16 protein-coding genes are annotated in these 17872 nt (G+C 67.4%); 11 read left to right on the top strand and 5 right to left on the bottom strand.

The genetic code is table 11. The features are described from left to right. Position 1: 1 nt before the first annotated feature. The 5 genes from BSE24067_RS06785 to BSE24067_RS06765 form a co-directional block, all read right to left on the bottom strand. On the bottom strand, positions 2-829 hold the full coding sequence (locus BSE24067_RS06785) for a carbohydrate ABC transporter permease (RefSeq protein WP_151063756.1): 828 nt from the start codon (positions 827-829) through the stop codon (positions 2-4). Continuing rightward, positions 817-1758, bottom strand: coding sequence for a carbohydrate ABC transporter permease (locus tag BSE24067_RS06780; RefSeq protein ID WP_244130507.1), 942 nt, complete (start codon positions 1756-1758; stop codon positions 817-819). The genes BSE24067_RS06785 and BSE24067_RS06780 overlap by 13 nt, the downstream gene beginning before the upstream one ends. After that, positions 1742-3007 (bottom strand): ABC transporter substrate-binding protein, encoded by a 1266-nt coding sequence (locus BSE24067_RS06775; protein ID WP_420883497.1) that lies wholly within the window; start codon positions 3005-3007, stop codon positions 1742-1744. Before BSE24067_RS06775 ends, BSE24067_RS06780 begins: the two co-directional genes overlap by 17 nt. Before the next feature lie 219 nt (positions 3008-3226). Then, entirely contained in the window at positions 3227-4366 is a 1140-nt protein-coding gene (locus BSE24067_RS06770) for an ATP-binding protein (RefSeq protein ID WP_151063754.1), read from the bottom strand. Then, complete coding sequence (locus tag BSE24067_RS06765; RefSeq protein ID WP_151063753.1) at positions 4363-5091, bottom strand: response regulator; 729 nt, start codon at positions 5089-5091, stop codon at positions 4363-4365. Before BSE24067_RS06765 ends, BSE24067_RS06770 begins: the two co-directional genes overlap by 4 nt. 411 nt (positions 5092-5502) lie before the next feature. Between BSE24067_RS06765 and BSE24067_RS06760 the strand changes: the two genes are divergently transcribed. From BSE24067_RS06760 to BSE24067_RS06710, 11 genes are all read left to right on the top strand, one after another. Beyond that, a complete protein-coding gene (locus BSE24067_RS06760; protein ID WP_151063752.1) occupies positions 5503-6987 on the top strand; it encodes a flavin monoamine oxidase family protein in 1485 nt (494 codons plus the stop codon). A 10-nt stretch (positions 6988-6997) separates the two neighbouring features. Further along, positions 6998-7657, top strand: a complete 660-nt coding sequence (locus tag BSE24067_RS06755) for a c-type cytochrome (protein WP_151063751.1) — start codon at positions 6998-7000, stop codon at positions 7655-7657. A 35-nt stretch (positions 7658-7692) separates the two neighbouring features. Then, positions 7693-8367 carry a hypothetical protein gene (locus BSE24067_RS06750; protein ID WP_151063750.1) on the top strand — a complete coding sequence of 225 codons (675 nt, stop codon included), beginning with the start codon at positions 7693-7695 and terminating at the stop codon, positions 8365-8367. 73 nt (positions 8368-8440) lie between these two features. Then, entirely contained in the window at positions 8441-9064 is a 624-nt protein-coding gene (locus BSE24067_RS06745; RefSeq protein WP_151063749.1) for a TetR/AcrR family transcriptional regulator, read from the top strand. Positions 9065-9308: 244 nt separating this feature from the next. After that, positions 9309-10142, top strand: coding sequence for a phytanoyl-CoA dioxygenase family protein (locus tag BSE24067_RS06740; RefSeq protein ID WP_151063748.1), 834 nt, complete (start codon positions 9309-9311; stop codon positions 10140-10142). A gap of 17 nt (positions 10143-10159) precedes the next feature. Further along, positions 10160-10573, top strand: a complete 414-nt coding sequence (locus BSE24067_RS06735) for a RidA family protein (protein WP_151063747.1) — start codon at positions 10160-10162, stop codon at positions 10571-10573. A gap of 215 nt (positions 10574-10788) precedes the next feature. Continuing rightward, positions 10789-12156 carry a DUF1329 domain-containing protein gene (locus BSE24067_RS06730; RefSeq protein WP_151063746.1) on the top strand — a complete coding sequence of 456 codons (1368 nt, stop codon included), beginning with the start codon at positions 10789-10791 and terminating at the stop codon, positions 12154-12156. Positions 12157-12234: 78 nt separating this feature from the next. Then, positions 12235-14079: a DUF1302 domain-containing protein gene (locus BSE24067_RS06725; protein ID WP_151063745.1), complete on the top strand. Its 1845-nt coding sequence runs from the start codon at positions 12235-12237 to the stop codon at positions 14077-14079. Between the two features lie 62 nt (positions 14080-14141). Continuing rightward, positions 14142-16502: an efflux RND transporter permease subunit gene (locus tag BSE24067_RS06720; RefSeq protein WP_151063744.1), complete on the top strand. Its 2361-nt coding sequence runs from the start codon at positions 14142-14144 to the stop codon at positions 16500-16502. Positions 16503-16534: 32 nt separating this feature from the next. Then, complete coding sequence (locus tag BSE24067_RS06715) at positions 16535-16831, top strand: hypothetical protein (protein ID WP_151063743.1); 297 nt, start codon at positions 16535-16537, stop codon at positions 16829-16831. Between the two features lie 30 nt (positions 16832-16861). Next, complete coding sequence (locus tag BSE24067_RS06710; protein ID WP_151063742.1) at positions 16862-17833, top strand: WD40/YVTN/BNR-like repeat-containing protein; 972 nt, start codon at positions 16862-16864, stop codon at positions 17831-17833. Positions 17834-17872: the final 39 nt, after the last annotated feature.

Below are 17872 nucleotides of genomic sequence, written 5' to 3'. Positions count from 1 at the left end.
CTTATTTGCCGTTGACCATCGAATTGAGCAGCCGGCTCAGCATCCCGACGAACACGAGCGGCGGCAGCGCGAGCAGCACCGTCGACGCATTGATCACGCCCCACGGCACTTCCTGGCCGAGCGACGTGAACGCGGATGCGACCACCGGAAGCGTCGCGCTGCGCGACGACGTCAGCGCGAGCGCGATCATCAGTTCGTTCCACACCAGCACGAAGCTGAACACGATGCCGCCGAGCAGCGTGCTCGCGCACACCGGCAGCGCGACGTGCCAGAACACCGCGTACGGACCGTAGCCGTCGAGCGCGGCGGCTTCCTCGATCTCGCGCGGCAGCCGGCGGAACACGGGAATCGACAGCCACGTGATCGTCGACAGCGTGACGAGCAGGTACGTGACGATCATCGACAGCTTCGTGTCGTACAGCCCGAGATCGACCCAGATCGCGATCAGCGGCAACGCGACGGCGACGGGCGGCAGAAAGCGCAGCGACAGCAGGAAGAACTGGATGTCGCGCTTGCCGCGCAGCGGGTAGCGCGCGATCGCATACGCGGCCGGCACGCCGAGCAGCGCGCCCAGCAGCACCGCGGCGCCGACGATCGCGACGCTGTTGCCGAGCCCGATCAGCACCTCGGGGCTCGACAGCACCTGCTCGTAGTTCGCGAGCGTCGGCGTGAAGAAGAAGCGCGGCGCCGGCGTGACGATGTCGAGCAGATGCTTGAGCGAATTGAGCACGGCCCAGAACAGCGGGAACGCGGCGACGAGCAGGATCGCGCCGGCGATCGCGACGGTGGAAACGGTGGCGGCGCCGCGCCGGACCATCAGTCGTCCCATTTGTTGACCCTCTTCCAGACGAGCGTGAAGACGAGCGTGGTCGCGACCATCATCAGCACGGCCATGCTCGACGCATACGACACCTTGCCGGCGAGGCCGATGCCCTGCTGGTACGCATACAGGTCGAGCGTTTCCGTCGCGATGCCGGGGCCGCCCTTCGTCATCACGTAGATCAGGTCGAATGACCGCAGCGACTCGACCATCTTGATGAACACCAGGCTCACGAGCGGCGCCTTCAGCATCGGTAGCGCGATGTACGCATGCACCTGCCACGTGCTCGCGTAGTCGAGCCGCGCGGCTTCGAGCGGCTCGGGCGGCAGCGTCTCCAGCAGCTTCAGGATCACCACCGCGAAGAACAGCCCCCACTGCCATACGTCGACGAGGGCGACCGCGTACAGCGCGAGATGCGGATCGGCGAGGAACGCGGTGTTCGGCATGCCGAGCGTACCGAGCAGCCAGCCGACGATGCCGGTGAGCGGCGCGTACATGAACTTCCAGATGAACGCGGCCGACACGCGCGGCAGCAGCACCGGCATGATCAGCACCAGCGACGCGACGCGGCGCCAGCGGCCGTGCACGCGCTCGAACAGGAACACCGCGAGCGCGATCCCGACGATCACGGCGCCGGCCACCGTGACGACTTCCCACAGCACCGACACCTCGATCGCGTTCAGGAACCGCCGGTCGGACGCGAGCCGCACGAAGTTGCGCAGGCCGACGTATTCGCTGTCCGGATAGCGCAGCACGCGGTTGCGCAGCGCGAGATTGATCGCGGCAACCGTCGGGACCAGGCTCAGGACCGCGAGCAGCGCGAGCGTCGGCGCGAGGAATACCCACGGCAGGCTCGTGCGGTCGCGGCGGGCGCGGGTGGCGGGAAGGGCCGGGCGGACGAGCGCGCGCCCGCCGGCGCCGTCATTTGCGAACGCCATGTTCGAGCGCGTCCTTCGCGTACTGGACGGTATCGTCGAGCGTGCCGCGCACGTCGGTCTGCGTGCCGGTGAACACCTGCTCGAGCGCGATGCCGAGGTTGTCGCCGATATCGGGCCACTGCGGCGTGCGCCAGATCGTCACCTGCGTGACCGGGTTCGTATCGTTGAGCCCGGCCTGGATCTGCGGCGCGACATGTTGTTTGAAGTACGCGCTGCCGATCGTGCTCGCGCGGTTGTAGTCGCTGAACACGCCGTTGCGCAGCCGCGCCTGTTCCTGCTCCTTGCTCGTGGCCCACGCGATGAAGCGGCCGGCGGCCATCCGCGTGCAGTCGTCCTTCGCACCGACCGCCGAGATCGCGAAGCCGTGCCCGTAGGCGGCCGACGGCAGCGGCGCGGGCGGACGCGTGTAGCCGACCTTGCCGGCCACGCTGGACTTGCTCGAGTCCTCCATCCAGTCCGCGAACGGCGTCGATTCGATCATGAACGCGACCTTGCCCGAGCGGAACGCCTCGAGCGCGTTGCTCCAGTCGTAGGTCGCCGCGCCCGGCGGCGCGTACTTGAACAGGTCGGTATAGAGTTGCGTGGCCTTCACGGCGGCCGGCGAATCGAATGCAGGTTGACCGCTCTTGTCGGTCCAGGTGCCGCCCATGCCGAGCATGAACGGCGACCAGCGCCACACGTTCATCCCCGACCCGCGCTGACCGCGCGCGACCCAGCCGTACAGCTTCGGCGGCGCATTGAGCTTCTTGATCGCCGCGACCAACTGGTCGACCGTCTTCGGCACCGGAATGTGCGCGGCGTCGAGAATGTCGCGGCGATAGAACAGGAAGTCGCCGCCGCCGATCAGCGGTGCGAAGTAGGCGACGCCGTTGTAGCTCGCGACTGCGCGCCGGCCTGGCAGGAAGTCGTCGTAGTCGTACTCCTTCGGGTAGTACTTGAGCAGCGGGACGATCCAGCCGGCCGACGCGAATTCGGCGACGTTCGCCTCGTCGACGTAGTAGATCTGGTAGGAACCCGCGCCGGCCGATGCGTCGAGGCGCGATTTTGCGCGGCGGTCGTTCTCGCCGAAATAGCTGATCTCGACCTTGGTGCCGTTCTTCTTCTCGTAGTCGGGAAGCGATTTCTCCATCACCGACAGACCGAGGCTTTTCTGCGCGAGCACGCGCAGCGTCGGCACCTTGCAGGCCTGTGCGGCCGCGATGCCCGGCAGACAGGCGCCGAGCAGCAGCCCGGCTGCGACGATTCGCATCTTGTTCACCCGTGTCTCCTTGATTCTGCTTGTTCGATCGCCGTCGGGCGACGGCAGAATCAATGGTGGGACGCGGGCGATGTGTTCACCACATCAAAAGAAAAGACGGACCGATACTTTTTGCTCAGGATTCGTCGTGCGATGCACAAAATGTGGTGGTGGGGGCAGTCGGCGGTTCGGGGCGATGCGATGGCGCTCGACACCCGGCGCTTCGCCGAATCAGCCGCTCTCGGCAGACGGCCCGTCCGGCGGCGCGGCCGAGCGTGCCGCCGACTGCGCAGGAAAACGCCGGTCGTCCGGCGTGGGCTCGAGATCGTCGGGCCACGCGACTTCGAAGCGCGTGCCGCCGCCGGCCGCCGGCTTGCACACCGCTTCTCCGCGGTGCGCATGCGCGATCGCCGCGACGACCGCGAGGCCGAGGCCGCTGCCGCCGGGCCGCGTATCGTCGACGCGCCGGAATGCCTTGAACACGTGCGGCGCGAAGTCGGCAGCAATGCCGGGGCCGTCGTCCTCGATGCTCAGCCGGCAGCGGCCGCCTTCGATGCGCGTCTCGATGCGGATCGCGCCGGGCACCGCGTGGCGGCGCGCATTCTCCAGCAGCGCGAGCAGCGCTTGACGGATCCGCACCGGATCGCAGCGCATCGGTCGCGCATCCAGATCGAGCACCGGATGCTGGCCGGCGGCCTGCAGCGCATGCGCGAACACGTCGACGACCGCGCGGATGTCCGCCGCGAGATCGGTTTCGCGAATCTCGATGCTGAGGTGGCCGCTATCGGCGAGACTGACCACACGCAGATCCTCGATCAGCCGCGTCAACCCTTCCACTTGCGCGAGCAGGCTGCGGAACTGCGCTTCGCTCGGCGTGAACACGCCTTCGGCGAGCCCCTGCAGGCGGCCGCGCAACACGGTGACCGGCGTGCGCAACTCGTGCGCGATCGCCGCGTTCCAGAACGTCTGTTCCTCGGTGACGCGCTGCAGCTCGCTCGCGAGCGCGTTGAAGTTGTCGGCGAGCAGCGCCGCTTCGCGCAGCGAACGATCGCCGGCCACCGCACGCGCATCCAGATCGCCGCGCGCGACGCGGCGGATGCCGTCGGTCACCGAGTTCAGCGGCACGAGGATGCGCCGCGACAGATTGATCGCGACGGCCACCGACAGCACGAGCCCGACCGCCGTGGTCGCGATCAGCCATGCCCATTCCGGGCCCGTCGGGATCCAGCTCGTCTGGTTGAACGACGTCGGCTGGTACAGGTACAGCAGGTAGTAGAACCCGTAAGCCGTGACCACGACCAGCAGCGTCACCGCGAACGCCATCGCGCCCATCGTCAGCGCGATTTGCCGGCTCAGCCCGTCGAGCTTCACTCGCCGCTCCACAGCTTGTAGCCGACGCCGCGCACGCTCACAGGCACGCCGCCGACGCTGAGATCGTCGAGCTTCTTGCGCAGCTTGCTGACGTGGCTGTCCACCGTGCGCTCGAGCGCGTCGCCTTCCGGCAGGCAGGTGGCCATCAGTTCGGCGCGGCTGAACACGCGCCGCGGCGCGCGGGCGAGCTGCGCGAGCAGCTTGAATTCGGTGAGCGTCAGCACGAGCGCGTGCCGTGTGCCGCCGACCTCGACCGTCGCTTCGTGATGGTCGAGATCGATTTCGAACGGCGCGGCGCGCAGCACGCGCTGTTCTTCCTGACGCGAGCCGCCCCTCGACCGGCGCAGCACGGCCTGCGCACGCGCGACCACTTCGGCGGGGTTGAACGGCTTGACCACGTAGTCGTCGGCGCCGATGCGCAGGCCTGTCAGCTTGTCGATGTCCTGGTCGAGCGCGGTCAACATGATCACCGGTGTGTCGCCGCGATGGCGAATCTCGGCGAGGACCTTCCAGCCGTCGACGTGCGGCATCTGCACGTCGAGCAGCACGAGGTCGGGCTTCAGCGACAGGTGCAGTTCGAGCGCGCGGCGGCCGTCGGCCGCATGCACGGTGCGCAGGCCGCTGCGCGCGAAATACGCGGTGAGGATCTCGGCGATCTCGGGTTCGTCCTCGGCGATCAGGACGAGCGCCTGGCCGGCGCCGGAAGAGGAGGAAATATCGGACATGGCCGCGGGTTCACGTGCATCGGGGTTTCCATACTACCGTACCGCCCGCGCCATCGAACGGAGACGGAGCGGTAGCGCCGGCCGCCTTTCCGATGCTTTTCGGGGCGGCGCGAGCGATCGTGCGACAGGGGAATACCCTGTCTTTTTTTCTCGTTTCTATTTTATGTATCATGACCTAACTTTTGCATCATGTACTAAATAAGGGAAGCGGCGGATCTTCGGTATCGACAGGAAACCCGGCACGCGTCGCGCCGGTTGCCGATCGGTGCGCAACGCACGTTCGCACTCCGTGCGGCGCGCCGGCGAAGCGGAGCGAGGCCGTATTCGGTCGTCGGATCTCGCGCGAGCGCGGCGGCTTGCCGTGGGGCACGCTGTCGCTCGCGCCATTTTGCAGGCAGGAACCCAACCATCATGTCCAGCAACGCATCCTCCCGAAGGTCGGCCGACCTGCAGCGCAGGCAGTGGCTCAAGCTCGCCGGGGCATCCGTCGCGGCCGGCGGCCTCGCGCTCGGCGCGGCGCGCAGCCGCGCCGACACGGCACCGATCGGCGCCGATGACGGCGGCGTGCTCGACGTCGCGATCGTCGGCGCCGGGCTCGCCGGCCTCACGACCGCGCGCGATCTCCGTTACGCGGGCTGCGAATCGTTCGTCGTGCTCGAGGCACGCGACCGCGTCGGCGGCCGCACGCTCAACTACGACGTCGGCGGCGGCTACGTGACGGAAGTCGGCGGCCAATGGATCGGACCGGGCCAGACGGCCGTCGCGGATCTCGCGCGCGAACTCGAAATCGGCACGTTTCCGAGCTACTACACGGGCAAGACGGTCATCCTCGGCGGCGACGGCCGCGCCGAGATCGACCTGAACGGCACGTTCGGCACCGACGAGGCGCTTGCCGCGAAGTTGAGCCGGCTGTCGCGCGACGTGCCGTCGGGTGCGCCGTGGACGTCGCCGAAGGCAGCCGAACTCGACCGGCTGTCGGTGGGCGACTGGCTGGCGCAGCAGGGCGTGAAACCCGAGGACCGGATGGGCTGGAATGCGTCGATCTCCCTGTCGGGCGGCACCGCGCCGGCGAAGATGGGGCTGCTGCATTTCCTGTCGATGATCAATTCCGCCGACTGCGATTACGAACAGCTCGATTCCATCCGGCACAGCGCGCAGGAGACCCGTTTCGTCGGCGGTTCGCAGGTCCTCAGCATCCGGATCGCGCAACAGCTCGGCGACAAGGTGCGGCTGTCGTCGCCGGTGCGCCGGATCGTCGGCTGGGATCGCGACGTCGTCACGCTGCAGACGGACCGCGGCACGGTGCGCGCGCGCAAGGTCGTGATGGCGCTGCATCCGGCACTCTGCCATCAGGTGCAGTTCGATCCGCCGCTGCCGGACAAGCGCGACGCGCTGCAGCGTGCGTGGCCCGCGCATTCGCCGGCACGCAAGACGGCGCTGGTCTATCGCCGCCCGTTCTGGCGCGACAAGGGGCTGAACGGCCACATCTTCCAGACCGACGGGCCGATCTTCTGGGCTTACGACAACTCGCCGCCGGGCGGCGAGATCGGCGTGATCAACGCGTTCGTGCGCAATGCGTTGATGCCGTCCGACCCGCAGGCCGCGAAGCAGATGCACGTCGACCTCTATGCGCGGGCGTGGGGCGACGACGCGCGCGCGCCCGTGTCGTACCACGATCGCGACTGGGGGCTCGCCGACCCCTGGACGATCACGTGCGTGTCCGCGATCCCGCCCGGCTTCTGGACCGCGCACGGGGACGCACTGCGCGCGCCGTGCGGCAACCTGATCTGGTCGGGCACCGAGACCGCGAACATCTGGGCCGGCTACATGGACGGCGCCGTGCGCTCGGGTCACCAGGCCGCGCTTCAGGCGCTCAATACACTGCGCCGCGCGTAGGAGACCGGACATGAAGAAACGAATCGTGCTGCTCGCCGTGCTCGTGGCCGCCGGCGCGCTGCTGGCCGTCTACGGCCCCACGCTGCTCGGCTTCTACCGGCTGCAGCGCCATGTCGACGAGACGGCGCAGGCCGACGACGCCGACGGCGGCCCGTGGCCGCGCACGGCCGACGTATGTATGGGCTGCCACGGCGTGAAGGGCAACTCGCTGAACGATGCGTATCCGAGCCTCGCCGGCCAGCCGCCGCAATACGTGGCCGCGCAGCTTCACGCATTTGCCGCCGGCCGGCGCGCGAACCCGACGATGGGCCCGCTCGCGATGACGATGAGCGAAGCCGAGATCGCGCGCGTGGCCGACTACTACGCGAAACAGGCGCCGCTCGCGAACCGCTATTTCAACGCGGACGCTCGGCTGCGCGCGAAGGGGGAGCAACTCGTGACGGGCGGCGCGTGCGTCGCCTGCCACGGCGCGCGGCTGACGGGCCAGGCGCAGTATCCGCGGCTCGCCGGGCAGGGGTACGACTACCTGCGCGCACAGCTCGATGCGTTCGCGAACGGCGCGCGCAGCGAGGCGACCGGCACGATGCAGCGCATCGCGCGGGCGATGTCGGCGGACGATCGGGCGGCGGTCGCGGCCTATCTCGCGAGCCTTGGCCCGGTCAAGCAGTGAATCAGCGGCAGCAATCGACCTCGGGAGTTGGAACCATGGATCACAGATCACTTGCACTTTGTCTTTCCAGCGCGACGCTGGCGGCGACGACCGGCCTGTACGGCTTCAAGTTCGTCCGCAAGCGCAATTTCCTGCTCGGCTTCGAATGGTGGATCGTGACGATCTCCGCATCCAATGCGGTGATCTTCTTCGCGACCGAATCGCCGGTGTCGTACGCCATTTCGCACTTCCTCGACGCGTTCTCGCGCGGCTTCGGGATGCCGGTGATCGCGGTCGCGGGGCTGATGGCCGTCACGCACGGCTACCGGCCATCGATGCGTCAGGACGTGACGCTGTTCGTGCTCGCGGCGCTCGGCACGTTCGCGCTCGTGGCCGGCCTGTTGCAGAACGCGCTGCCGTACTTCTACGTGGCGATGTGGGCGCTGATGTCGGTCTATCTCGCCGGTTTCGTGTTGCGGCTCGTACGTGCCGGCCACGCGCTCCATGCGCTGACGACGACGATCGCGCTCGTCGCCGCGCAGGCGATCGCGTGCATCTACGACTTCTACAAGATCCCGGGCGAGGAAACCAACGTGGTGTTCAATTTCTACGTGCTGGCGCTGCTGACCTGGTCGTATCTCACCGTCACGCTCTATTACGCATATGGCGCACTGGAGCGCGACGCCGGGCGCAGCAAGGTGAACGCGAACGTCCTGTCGTATCCGAAATGAGTAGTGTTACTGATGAATTGGCGGTGGGGCGGACGACGCGCGGACCGGGCCGCGGCGATCGCGGAGCGCGCGGATGGACCCGGTCCGGCTGACCCGCGCGCAGCGGCGCGATGCGACACGCGAACGCCTGCTCGCCGCCGCGCTTGCGGTTTTCGCCGACAAGGGCTATGCGGCCGCGAGCATCGAGGATATCGCCGCGGCAGCCGGCTATTCGCGCGGCGCGTTCTATTCGAACTTTCGCGGCAAGACGGAGATGCTGTTCGAGTTGTTGCGGCGCGATCACGACGACATGGCGACGGCGCTGCAACGGATCGCCGCCACGCCGGCGGGTTCGGTCGACGATGCGCAACGCGCGCTGCTCGCGTGCTGGCGGTCGCATGCGGCGCGCGATGCGTCGCGGCTGATGTGGCTCGAAGCGCAACTGCAGGCGGCGCGGGATCCGCAGTTTCGCGCGCAATTCAGCGCATTGCTGCGCGAGCGTCAGGCGCGCGCGACCGCGTGCATCGATGCGTTCGTGGCCCACGCCGGCGTGTCGCCGGCATTGCCCGCTCCGGTGCTGGCGCTCGGTTTGGCGGCGCTGCGCGACGGCGTGCACGCGTGCCGCGCGGCCGACGCGCGCGGCACCGTCGACACGCTGGCCGAGGCCGTGCTGGCCGGCTTCCTGACGCACGCGGTGTTCGGCCGCACGCGCGGATGATGTGGCGGCGAAGCTGCGGCCGGGTTTCGTCTCCAGAATGTATGAAGGCTGAAAGCGGATTGTGATGGTAAGGCGGCAATTCGCCGCGACACAGCGTCGAACAGGTAGACGAAACAGGGAATACCCCGTCTTTTTCTTTTCCTTGTTTTTGTCATGATGACCTAACATTGTCACTATGTTCTACTGAAGGCGCCGGCAATGAGCGATCACGGCCGGCAGTGGTGGACGAATCGGGAGATCTACGATGGATGCACTTACACGCAAGGCTTTTTTCGAGGACGGGGCGGTTCTCGTCGAAGGCGTGCTCGACGCGGCGCAGCTCGAGCAGTGCCGCGCCGTGTTCGACTGGGGGATGGAGAATCCGGGCCCGATGGCGACGACGCTGCTCGACGGCACCGAATACCGGTCGCACAACGACAACGCGAACCCGTACGCGAAGGCGCGGCTCGACGAACTGGTGGCCACGCTGCCGTTCGGCAGGCTGTTCGCCGATCTGTGGGGCTCGAAGCACGTGTGGTACTTCGCGGAGGAACTGTTCATGAAGGCCGGCGGCAAGAGCGCGCGCTCGCCGTGGCACCAGGACACGTCGTATTTGCCGTGGGAAGGCATGCACTTCGGCAATGCGTGGATCAGCTTCGAGCACGTGCCGAAGCGCAACGCGCTGGAGATCGTGCGCGGCTCGCATCGCGGCGTGCGCCACGACGGCACCACGTTCCAGAACGCCGACGATCCGACCGACCCGCTGCACGGTGGCGACGTGTGGCCGCGGCTGCCGAACATCGAAGCGGAGCGCCGCGCGTCGCCCGACGCATACGACATCGTGTCGTGGGAAACGAAGCCGGGCGACGTGCTGCTGCTCCATCCGGGCGTGCTGCACGGCGGCGGCGCGGTCGATGCTGCATTCCCCGACCGTCATACGCTCGTGCTGCGCTTTTTCGGCGACGACGCGACGTTCAGCCCGCTGCCCGATCAAAGCCGCTCGGGCTTCACGCCGGCCGGCGTGCTGTTCGTCGACGAGCTCGCCGGGCTGAAGGCCGGCGATCCGTTCCGCGCACCGTGTTTCCGTCAACTCGTCTGAGCAAGGAGTCTTCAATCATGTCAGCTAACCCGAAGCGCCAATCGATCGTTCCGCCGCCGTTCCAGCCGTGGTACGACGCGTACCACTTCTCGCCGGCCACGCGCGTCGGCGACACGATCTGGGTGTCGGGCCAGGTCGGACTCGACGCGCGGATGCAGCCGGCCGACGGCGTGGCGGCGCAGGCGCGGATCGCGTTCGAGAGTTTGAAGATGATCCTCGAAGCGGCCGGCGCGAGCCTTGCCGACGTCGTCGAGCTGACGACCTTCCATACGAACCTGCAGCAGGAAACGCAGGACTTCGCGGCCGTCAAGGACACATATTTCCCGGACCGCTACCCGTCGTGGACGGCAGTCGGCGTGTCGCAACTGGCGCTGCCGGGGCTGTGCGTCGAAGTGCGCGCGGTCGCGGTGGCCGGGTCGGGCAAGGACTGAGACCGGCAGCAGTGCGTCATTCGTTCCAGGTGTGCGTTCCGAATGAATCGCAGTCCTGATGGATGACGAGGGTATCTGAAGCGGGCAGACGGGCGGCCGTCATCACATGCGGCCGTGATCAGCGAGCGATGCGATCGCCGGCCGGCGATCGCGAGCGGAGTCAGTGCGCGGCGCCCGGGACGGGCAAGCGAACGCGCGCAGTGGGAAGGAGAACCATGATGAACAAGCATCGATTCTGGGCCGTGTCCGCACTCGCGGCGGCGGCATGTCTCGCGATCGGCACGGCCGTCGCGGCGGACGACCTGACGCCGGCCGGCGCCGACCGGTCGGCGAGCAAGGACGGCTCGGTGCCGGCTTACGCCGGCAAGCAGTCGCCCGACGCGGGCTGGGAATGGGGCAAGGTGCGCGCCGATTTCTGGAAGCATCGCAACGAGAAGCCGTTGTACTCGATCGATGCGGCGAACGTCGACAAGTACGCGGACAAGCTGTCGCCCGGACAGGTCGCGCTGATCAAGCAGAAGAAGGGCTATCGGATGGACGTCTATCCGTCGCATCGCGAATGCCAGCTGCCGGATGCGGTCGAGCAGAACTCGAAGGCCAACCTGAGCGCGGCGAAGCTCGGTTCGGCGGGCGACACGCTGGGCTCGGCCGTGTTGCCGGGCGTGCCGTTCCCGCAGCCGAAGAGCGGCATCGAGGCGATCCTCAACTACGAAACGCGCTATCGCGGCGAAGGCGTCGACTGGGCGCAGATGGCGACGACCGTGTCGCCGCGCCCGGGCAGCAGCGAATGGATCGACGCGGTGGGCCCGCAAACCTACTACTTTCCGTCGGGCAAGCTCGGCAAGCGCTCGCCGCAGGACGTCGACCAGCTCAGCGCGGCCGTGTACTTCCAGATGAACTCGCCGGCCGCGCTGGCCGGCCAGGCGTTCGTGCAGCGCCAGTACTTCGACAAGCCGTCGGAGACGTACTACTACTTCCCCGGCCAGCGCCGCGTGCGGCGCATGCCGGCCTATACGCACGACGCGCCGCTGATCGGCTTCGAGAACCAGTACCTGATCGACGAGGGGAACATGATCAACGGCTCGCTCGACCGCTTCAACTGGAAGCTGGTCGGCAAGAAGGAAATGATCGTCCCGTACAACGCGTTCGGCATGTACAAGTTCAAGAGCAAGCTGCACGACGTCGCGACGCCGGACGGGGTCGCGGCGGCGAGCCGGCGCTACGAGACGCACCGCGTGTGGGTCGTCGAGGCGACGCTGAAGCCGAGCGCACGGCACGTCGCATCGAAGAAGGTGTTCTACCTCGACGAGGACAGCTGGCTCGCGCTGGTCGGCGAGGACTACGACGCGCAGGGCAAGCTGTGGAAGGTGCGCGAAAGCTATCCGATCCCGGTGTGGGAACTCGGCGGCACGTGCGACAACGAACCGCTCGCGCAGTACGACATGAACAACGGCCGCTACGTGCTCGACGCGACATCGATCGGGCAGGGCAAGGACGTTCGCTGGCTCGAACAGGCCGACGATCCGCGTTTCAAGCAGGATTTCTACACGGCGGAATCGCTGCGCTCGGTCAGCGAACGCTGATCGCCATCGGCTGAAGCAGAAGGGACCGGCGCGCGCAACGACCGCGCGCCGGCATCGCAAAGGGGCGGGAGACGGATCATGGAATCGGCAAGGTTGATCAGGAATACTACGGTATCGGTCGTGCTCGCGGGTGCCGCGGCGTCGAACGCATCCGCATACGACTTCACGACGGGCATCAACGACCTGCAGGGCTCGTGGGTGACCAACCTGACGGCCGGCGCCGGCATCCGGACCAAGAGCCCGAGCTGCTCGCTCACCGGCGATCCGAACGCATACGGCTGCGGCGCGGCGGCGAACACGAATCAATGGGGCTATGCGGACAACGGCGACCTGAACTACCGCAAGGGCCAGCCGTTCAGCACCTACGTCAGCGCGACCAGCGAGCTGTTGCTGAAGATGCCGAGCGAAGGGCTGAAGTTCATGGTGCGCGGCACCGGCATGTACGATTTCCTCGCCGGCAATACGGCGAGAACGCCGTTGTCGAGCACCGCTTCCGCGCAGGTCGTCTACAACGCGCAACTGCTCGACCTGTGGGCACAGAAGGACTTCACGATCGGCGGGCGCAACGCACACGTGCGGCTCGGCAACCAGGTCATCAACTGGGGCGAGAGCATGTTCGCGCAGAGCGGGATCAACGCGACGAACTCGCTCGACGTGCAGAAGCTGCTGATTCCCGGCTCGCAGCTGAAGCAGGCGCTGCTGCCCGCACCGATGGTGAGCTTCGCCGCGGACCTGTCACATGGATTCAGCACCGAGGCCTACTACCAGTTCCAGTGGAACGGCAACCGTTATCCGCCGGTCGGCTCGTACTGGTCGGTGACGAACGGTTTCGGCCGCGGCGCGGAGCCGTTCACGCTCAACACCACCAACCTGAACGTGACCGGGCCGAGCGCCGGCTCGATCGCGAATGCGATCGGCGGCGGGGCCGCCGCGGGCAACCAGGGCACATTGAACGCGATCAGGAACGGACTCGTGAACGGCGACTATGCGGGGCCGCCGTTCAACGACATCGGGTTGCCGTCCGTCACGAACCTGCCGGCGAAATACCGGCCGCAGTTCGGCGTCAAGTTCAACTACTCGCCACGCTCGTTCGATGCGAACTTCGCGTTCTACTACCTGAATTACACCGACAAATCGCCGGTGCTCGCGTCGCTCGCGAACGGAACCGAGCAATGGTCGTATCTCGGCCGGCGTCAGTTGTTCGGTGTCAGCGCGAATTTCGGGGTCGGGCCGTGGGCGATCGGCACCGAGCTGTCGTACCGGCCGCGCGATGCGGTCGCGCTGTCGGCCTGCTACGGCGCGGGCGGCCCGCTCGACCTGAACACGAACGGCGTCGCGGGCATCGACTGTCCGCAATGGGTCGACAAGAAGAAATTCCAGTACGACATCAACGGGCTGCTCGCGCTCACGCGCAGCGAGTATCCGTTCCTGAAATGGCTGGGCGCCGATTCGGCCGCACTCACGTGGGAACTCACATGGATCTACTACCCGGGGCTGAGCCCGAGCGGCGTCACGCGCACGATCAACGGGCAGACCGTCACGCAGGCGCCGCAAACCGGCTACCTGCCGTGGCTGAACAACGGCTCGGCGCTCGGTTATCCGATCGGGATGGGCCAGGGCACCGCGAGCTCGGTCGGCGCGACGATCGACTTCAACTGGACCTATGACGGCACGCTGATTCCGGGCTGGCAGGTCACGCCGGGCGTGACGTTCTCGGACGGCCTGTACGGCTACACGCCGACCTTCACCGCGAACACCATGCAGGGCGCGAAGTCGGTGAACGTCTACGTGCTGTTCAACCAGAACCCGCCGAACTGGCAGGCCGGCATCAACTTCACCGCGTTCTTCGGCGGCCATAACACGGTGGGCCAGCCGTACGCGGACCGGAATTTCGTCGGGCTGTTCGTCACGCGCAATTTCTGACGCCGATGCGTTCAAGGGCGGTGCGCGCCGTGCGCCGCCGCCAATCACCAAGGGGTAATGTCGTGCTCAATCGTCTGGTCAGCCGCCTCGAAAGGCTCTTCTTCGGTCAGCGCGCGATCGTGCTCGCGGCGATCGCGTCGTTCACCGTCGCGATGGCCGTGTTCGCGGTGCAGCTGCGCATGGACGCCGGCTTCGAAAAGCAGATGCCGATCGGGCACGAGTACATCCGCACGTTCCAGCAGTATCGGAACGACCTGCTCGGCGCGAACCGGATCACTGTGGTCGTGCGGGCCAGGCATGGGTCGATCTGGTCGAAGCAAGGGCTGACGCGGCTGTACGACGTCACGCAGGCCGTCACGTATCTGCCGAACGTCGACCGCATCGGCGTGCGCTCGCTGTGGACGCCGAACGCGTTCGTCAACGAAGTGACCGACGAAGGCTTTCGCGCGGAGCCGATCATTTCCGGCACGATCACGCCGGACCAGCTGACGCCCGACATCGTCGCCCGCGTACGCCGCGCGACGACGCTCGGCGGCTACGTCGGCACGCTCGTGTCGCACGACGAAGACAGCGCGATGATCACGGCGGAACTGAACGAGCGCGACAGCGCCGGCAAGATGCTCGACTACGTCGCGTTCAACCATCTGCTCGAACAGAACGTGCGCAAGCCGTTCGAGGATGCCGGCTACGAGATCGAGATCATCGGCTTCGCGAAGCAGATCGGCGACATCGCCGACGGCGCGACGGCCGTGCTCGGCTTCTGCGCAGTCGCGCTGCTGCTGACCACGCTCGCGGTGTACTGGTACTGCCATTCGGTGCGTTTCACCGTGTTGCTGATCGCCTGCTCGCTGACGTCGCTCGTGTGGCAGTTCGGCACGCTGAAGCTGCTCGGCTTCGGCCTCGATCCGCTCGCGGTGCTGGTGCCGTTCCTCGTGTTCGCGATCGGCGTATCGCACGGCGTGCAGCAGGTGAACTTCATCGTGCGCGAGATTGCGCATGGGCAAAATTCGTTCGACGCGGCGCGCCACAGCTTCAACGGGTTGCTGATCCCGGGCGTGCTCGCACTCGTCACCGCGTTCGTGTCGTTCATCACGCTGCTGCTGATTCCGATCCCGATGGTGCGCGAACTCGCGATCACCGCGTCGCTCGGCGTCGCATACAAGATCGTCACGAACCTGATCCTGTTGCCGGTCGCGGCCTCCTGCTTCAATTTCACGAAGACCTATGCGGACAACTCGCTGAAGCGCGCACAGCAGCGCGCGAAGCCGCTGCGCGTGCTGGCGCGCGTGGCCGAGCCCAGGTACGCGGGGCTGACCGTCGCGCTGACGGTCGCGATCTTCGCGCTCGCCGCATGGCAAAGCCGCGATCGCGTGATCGGCACATTGCAGCCGGGCGCGCCCGAGCTGCGGGCCGACGCGCGTTTCAACCGCGACGCGACGTCGATCGCCGGCCACTACGACATGGGCCTCGACTGGCTGACGGTCGCGATCGAATCGGCCGGCAACGCGTGCGACAACCCGGCGGTCGGCCTGTACGAGGACGACTTCTCGGCCGCGATGCGCACGGAGCCGGGCGTGGTGTCGGTGCAGTCGTACTCGGCGATGCTGCGCACGTACAACCAGGGCTACAACGAGGACTACCCGAAGATGAACGTCGTGCCGATCGCCGCGGAGAACTACGGCGCGGTGTCGGTCGACGTGTCGCGCGTGAAGGGCTTCATGAGCCGCGACTGCGGGATGACGGCCGTGCACCTGTTCCTGACCGACCACAAGGCGACGACGATCAACCGGATTCTCGACGACGTGAAGCAATACCGCGCGTCGCATCCGTTCCCGGGCATCACGGTGCGGCTCGCGGCCGGTAACGCGGGCGTGCTGGCCGCGACGAACGACGAAGTCGAGAAGAGCGAACTGCCGATGATGCTCTACGTGTACGCGGCGATCCTGATCCTCGTGTTCCTGGCCTACCGCGACTGGCGCGCGATGCTCGCGTGCTGCGTGCCGCTGTCGGTCGCGACGTTCATCGGCTACTGGTTCATGAAGGCGCTGCAGATCGGGCTGACCGTCGCAACGTTGCCGGTCATGGTGCTGGCCGTCGGGATCGGCGTCGACTACGCGTTCTACATCTACAACCGGCTGCAGGTGCATCTCGCGGGCGGGCGGGACATCGTGAAGGCCGTGCAGCACGCGATGCTCGAAGTGGGCGTCGCTACGATCTTCACCGCGATCACGCTGGCGATCGGCGTCGCGACGTGGAGCTTCTCCGCGCTCAAGTTCCAGGCCGACATGGGCAAGCTGCTCGCGTTCATGTTCATCGTGAACCTCGTGATGGCGATGACCGCGCTGCCGGCGCTCGCGTCGCTGCTGGAGCGCTGGTTCCCGCGCCGCAAGCCCGCGCGCGCACCGGGCCTGTTCAGCCACTGACGCTCACGAACATTCCGACGGAGATTTCAGCCATGGTCAAGACGCTCGCCGCCTGCGCCGCCCTTTGCATCGCGGCGGTCGCGCTCGCGCGATTGCATGATCCGGCCGCGCGCCGGCCCGTGCCGGCTCATGCGCTCGCGGCCGATGCCGAACGCGTCGCTGCGCGTGACGCCGCGGGCACCGAACCGGTCGCCGAACCGCGAGCCGCTCCATCGTCGAACGACGCCAACGCCGGGCCGCAGACAGCGGCCGCCCAGGGCGCCGGCAAACCCCCCATTGTTGCGCTCGGCGTGGCGAATGCGGGCTGGTCGGAACTGTTCAACCACTGACGCTCGCGCACACCACGACAGAGACTCACCATGATCAAGACGCTCATTGCCTGCACCGCCCTCTGCGCTGCCGCGGCGGCCTTCGCGACGCAACAGCACGACGGCACGGTCGCGGCCTGGGCCGCGAAGCCCGCCCATGCATGGGCCGCGCCGGCGCACATGATGCTCACCGACGCGACGCGCGCCGGTTCGCGGATCGTCGCGGTCGGCGAACACGGCATCGTGCTGCTGTCCGACGACGACGGCAACACGTGGCGGCAGGCGCGGCGCGTGCCGGTGTCGGCGACGCTGTCGGCCGTGTCGTTCGCCGACGCGAAGCATGGCTGGGCCGTCGGCCAGTGGGGCGCGATTCTCGCGACCGACGACGGCGGCGACACGTGGGTCACGCAACGGCTCGATACGTCGGTCGACCAGGCGCTGTTCTCCGTGCTGTTCACGAGCGCGCGGGACGGCATCGCCGTCGGGCTGTGGTCGCTGATGCTGCAGACCCATGACGGCGGCCGCACGTGGACACGCACGACGCTGCCGAAGCCGCCCGGTGGCGGCAAGGCCGACCGCAACCTGTATCACGTGTTCGCCGATGCCGCGCATGCGCTCTACATCGTGTCGGAGCAGGGGATGGTGCTCAAGTCGACCGACGCCGGCGCGAACTGGTCCTATCTGCCGACCGGCGGCAAGGGCACGTTGTGGTCGGGTGTCGCGATGCCCGATGGCCGGCTCGTCGTCGGCGGGCTGCTCGGCAGCCTGTTCGAGAGCCGCGACGGCGGTGCGACGTGGGCCGCATTGAACACGGGCACGCGCAGCTCGATCACCGATCTCGTCGCGACCGGCGGCAGCCTGGTCGGCGTCGGGCTCGACGGGCTGACTTTCGCGCAGCGCGTTGCCGGCGGCCCGATCGACGTCGCGCAGCGCGCGGATCGCGCGACGCTCACCGCCGCGCTGATCGACGCACGCGGCACACCGATCCTGTTTTCGCAGGACGGCGTGCTGACCGCGCGATGACATGAATCTTCCAATGGAACAGCAACGAGGAATGGAGTG

This window comes from Burkholderia latens (assembly GCF_902499045.1).
GTDB classification, from domain to species: Bacteria; Pseudomonadota; Gammaproteobacteria; order Burkholderiales; family Burkholderiaceae; genus Burkholderia; species Burkholderia latens.
The sequence above is the reverse complement of the archived record's forward strand: the minus strand, read 5'-3'. Positions and strand labels throughout refer to the sequence as shown.

Excerpts from the sequence above, each read along its gene's own strand:
- BSE24067_RS06735 (WP_151063747.1), top strand. The coding sequence starts at position 10,160 with ATGTCAGCTAACCCGAAGCGCCAATCGATCGTTCCGCCGCCGTTCCAG.
- BSE24067_RS06775 (WP_420883497.1), bottom strand. The coding sequence starts at position 3,007 with ATGCGAATCGTCGCAGCCGGGCTGCTGCTCGGCGCCTGTCTGCCGGGC.
- BSE24067_RS06725 (WP_151063745.1), top strand. The coding sequence starts at position 12,235 with ATGGAATCGGCAAGGTTGATCAGGAATACTACGGTATCGGTCGTGCTC.
- BSE24067_RS06710 (WP_151063742.1), top strand. The coding sequence starts at position 16,862 with ATGATCAAGACGCTCATTGCCTGCACCGCCCTCTGCGCTGCCGCGGCG.
- BSE24067_RS06715 (WP_151063743.1), top strand. The coding sequence starts at position 16,535 with ATGGTCAAGACGCTCGCCGCCTGCGCCGCCCTTTGCATCGCGGCGGTC.
- BSE24067_RS06760 (WP_151063752.1), top strand. The coding sequence starts at position 5,503 with ATGTCCAGCAACGCATCCTCCCGAAGGTCGGCCGACCTGCAGCGCAGG.
- BSE24067_RS06750 (WP_151063750.1), top strand. The coding sequence starts at position 7,693 with ATGGATCACAGATCACTTGCACTTTGTCTTTCCAGCGCGACGCTGGCG.
- BSE24067_RS06755 (WP_151063751.1), top strand. The coding sequence starts at position 6,998 with ATGAAGAAACGAATCGTGCTGCTCGCCGTGCTCGTGGCCGCCGGCGCG.
- BSE24067_RS06785 (WP_151063756.1), bottom strand. The coding sequence starts at position 829 with ATGGGACGACTGATGGTCCGGCGCGGCGCCGCCACCGTTTCCACCGTC.
- BSE24067_RS06730 (WP_151063746.1), top strand. The coding sequence starts at position 10,789 with ATGATGAACAAGCATCGATTCTGGGCCGTGTCCGCACTCGCGGCGGCG.
- BSE24067_RS06780 (WP_244130507.1), bottom strand. The coding sequence starts at position 1,758 with ATGGCGTTCGCAAATGACGGCGCCGGCGGGCGCGCGCTCGTCCGCCCG.
- BSE24067_RS06745 (WP_151063749.1), top strand. The coding sequence starts at position 8,441 with ATGGACCCGGTCCGGCTGACCCGCGCGCAGCGGCGCGATGCGACACGC.
- BSE24067_RS06740 (WP_151063748.1), top strand. The coding sequence starts at position 9,309 with ATGGATGCACTTACACGCAAGGCTTTTTTCGAGGACGGGGCGGTTCTC.
- BSE24067_RS06765 (WP_151063753.1), bottom strand. The coding sequence starts at position 5,091 with ATGTCCGATATTTCCTCCTCTTCCGGCGCCGGCCAGGCGCTCGTCCTG.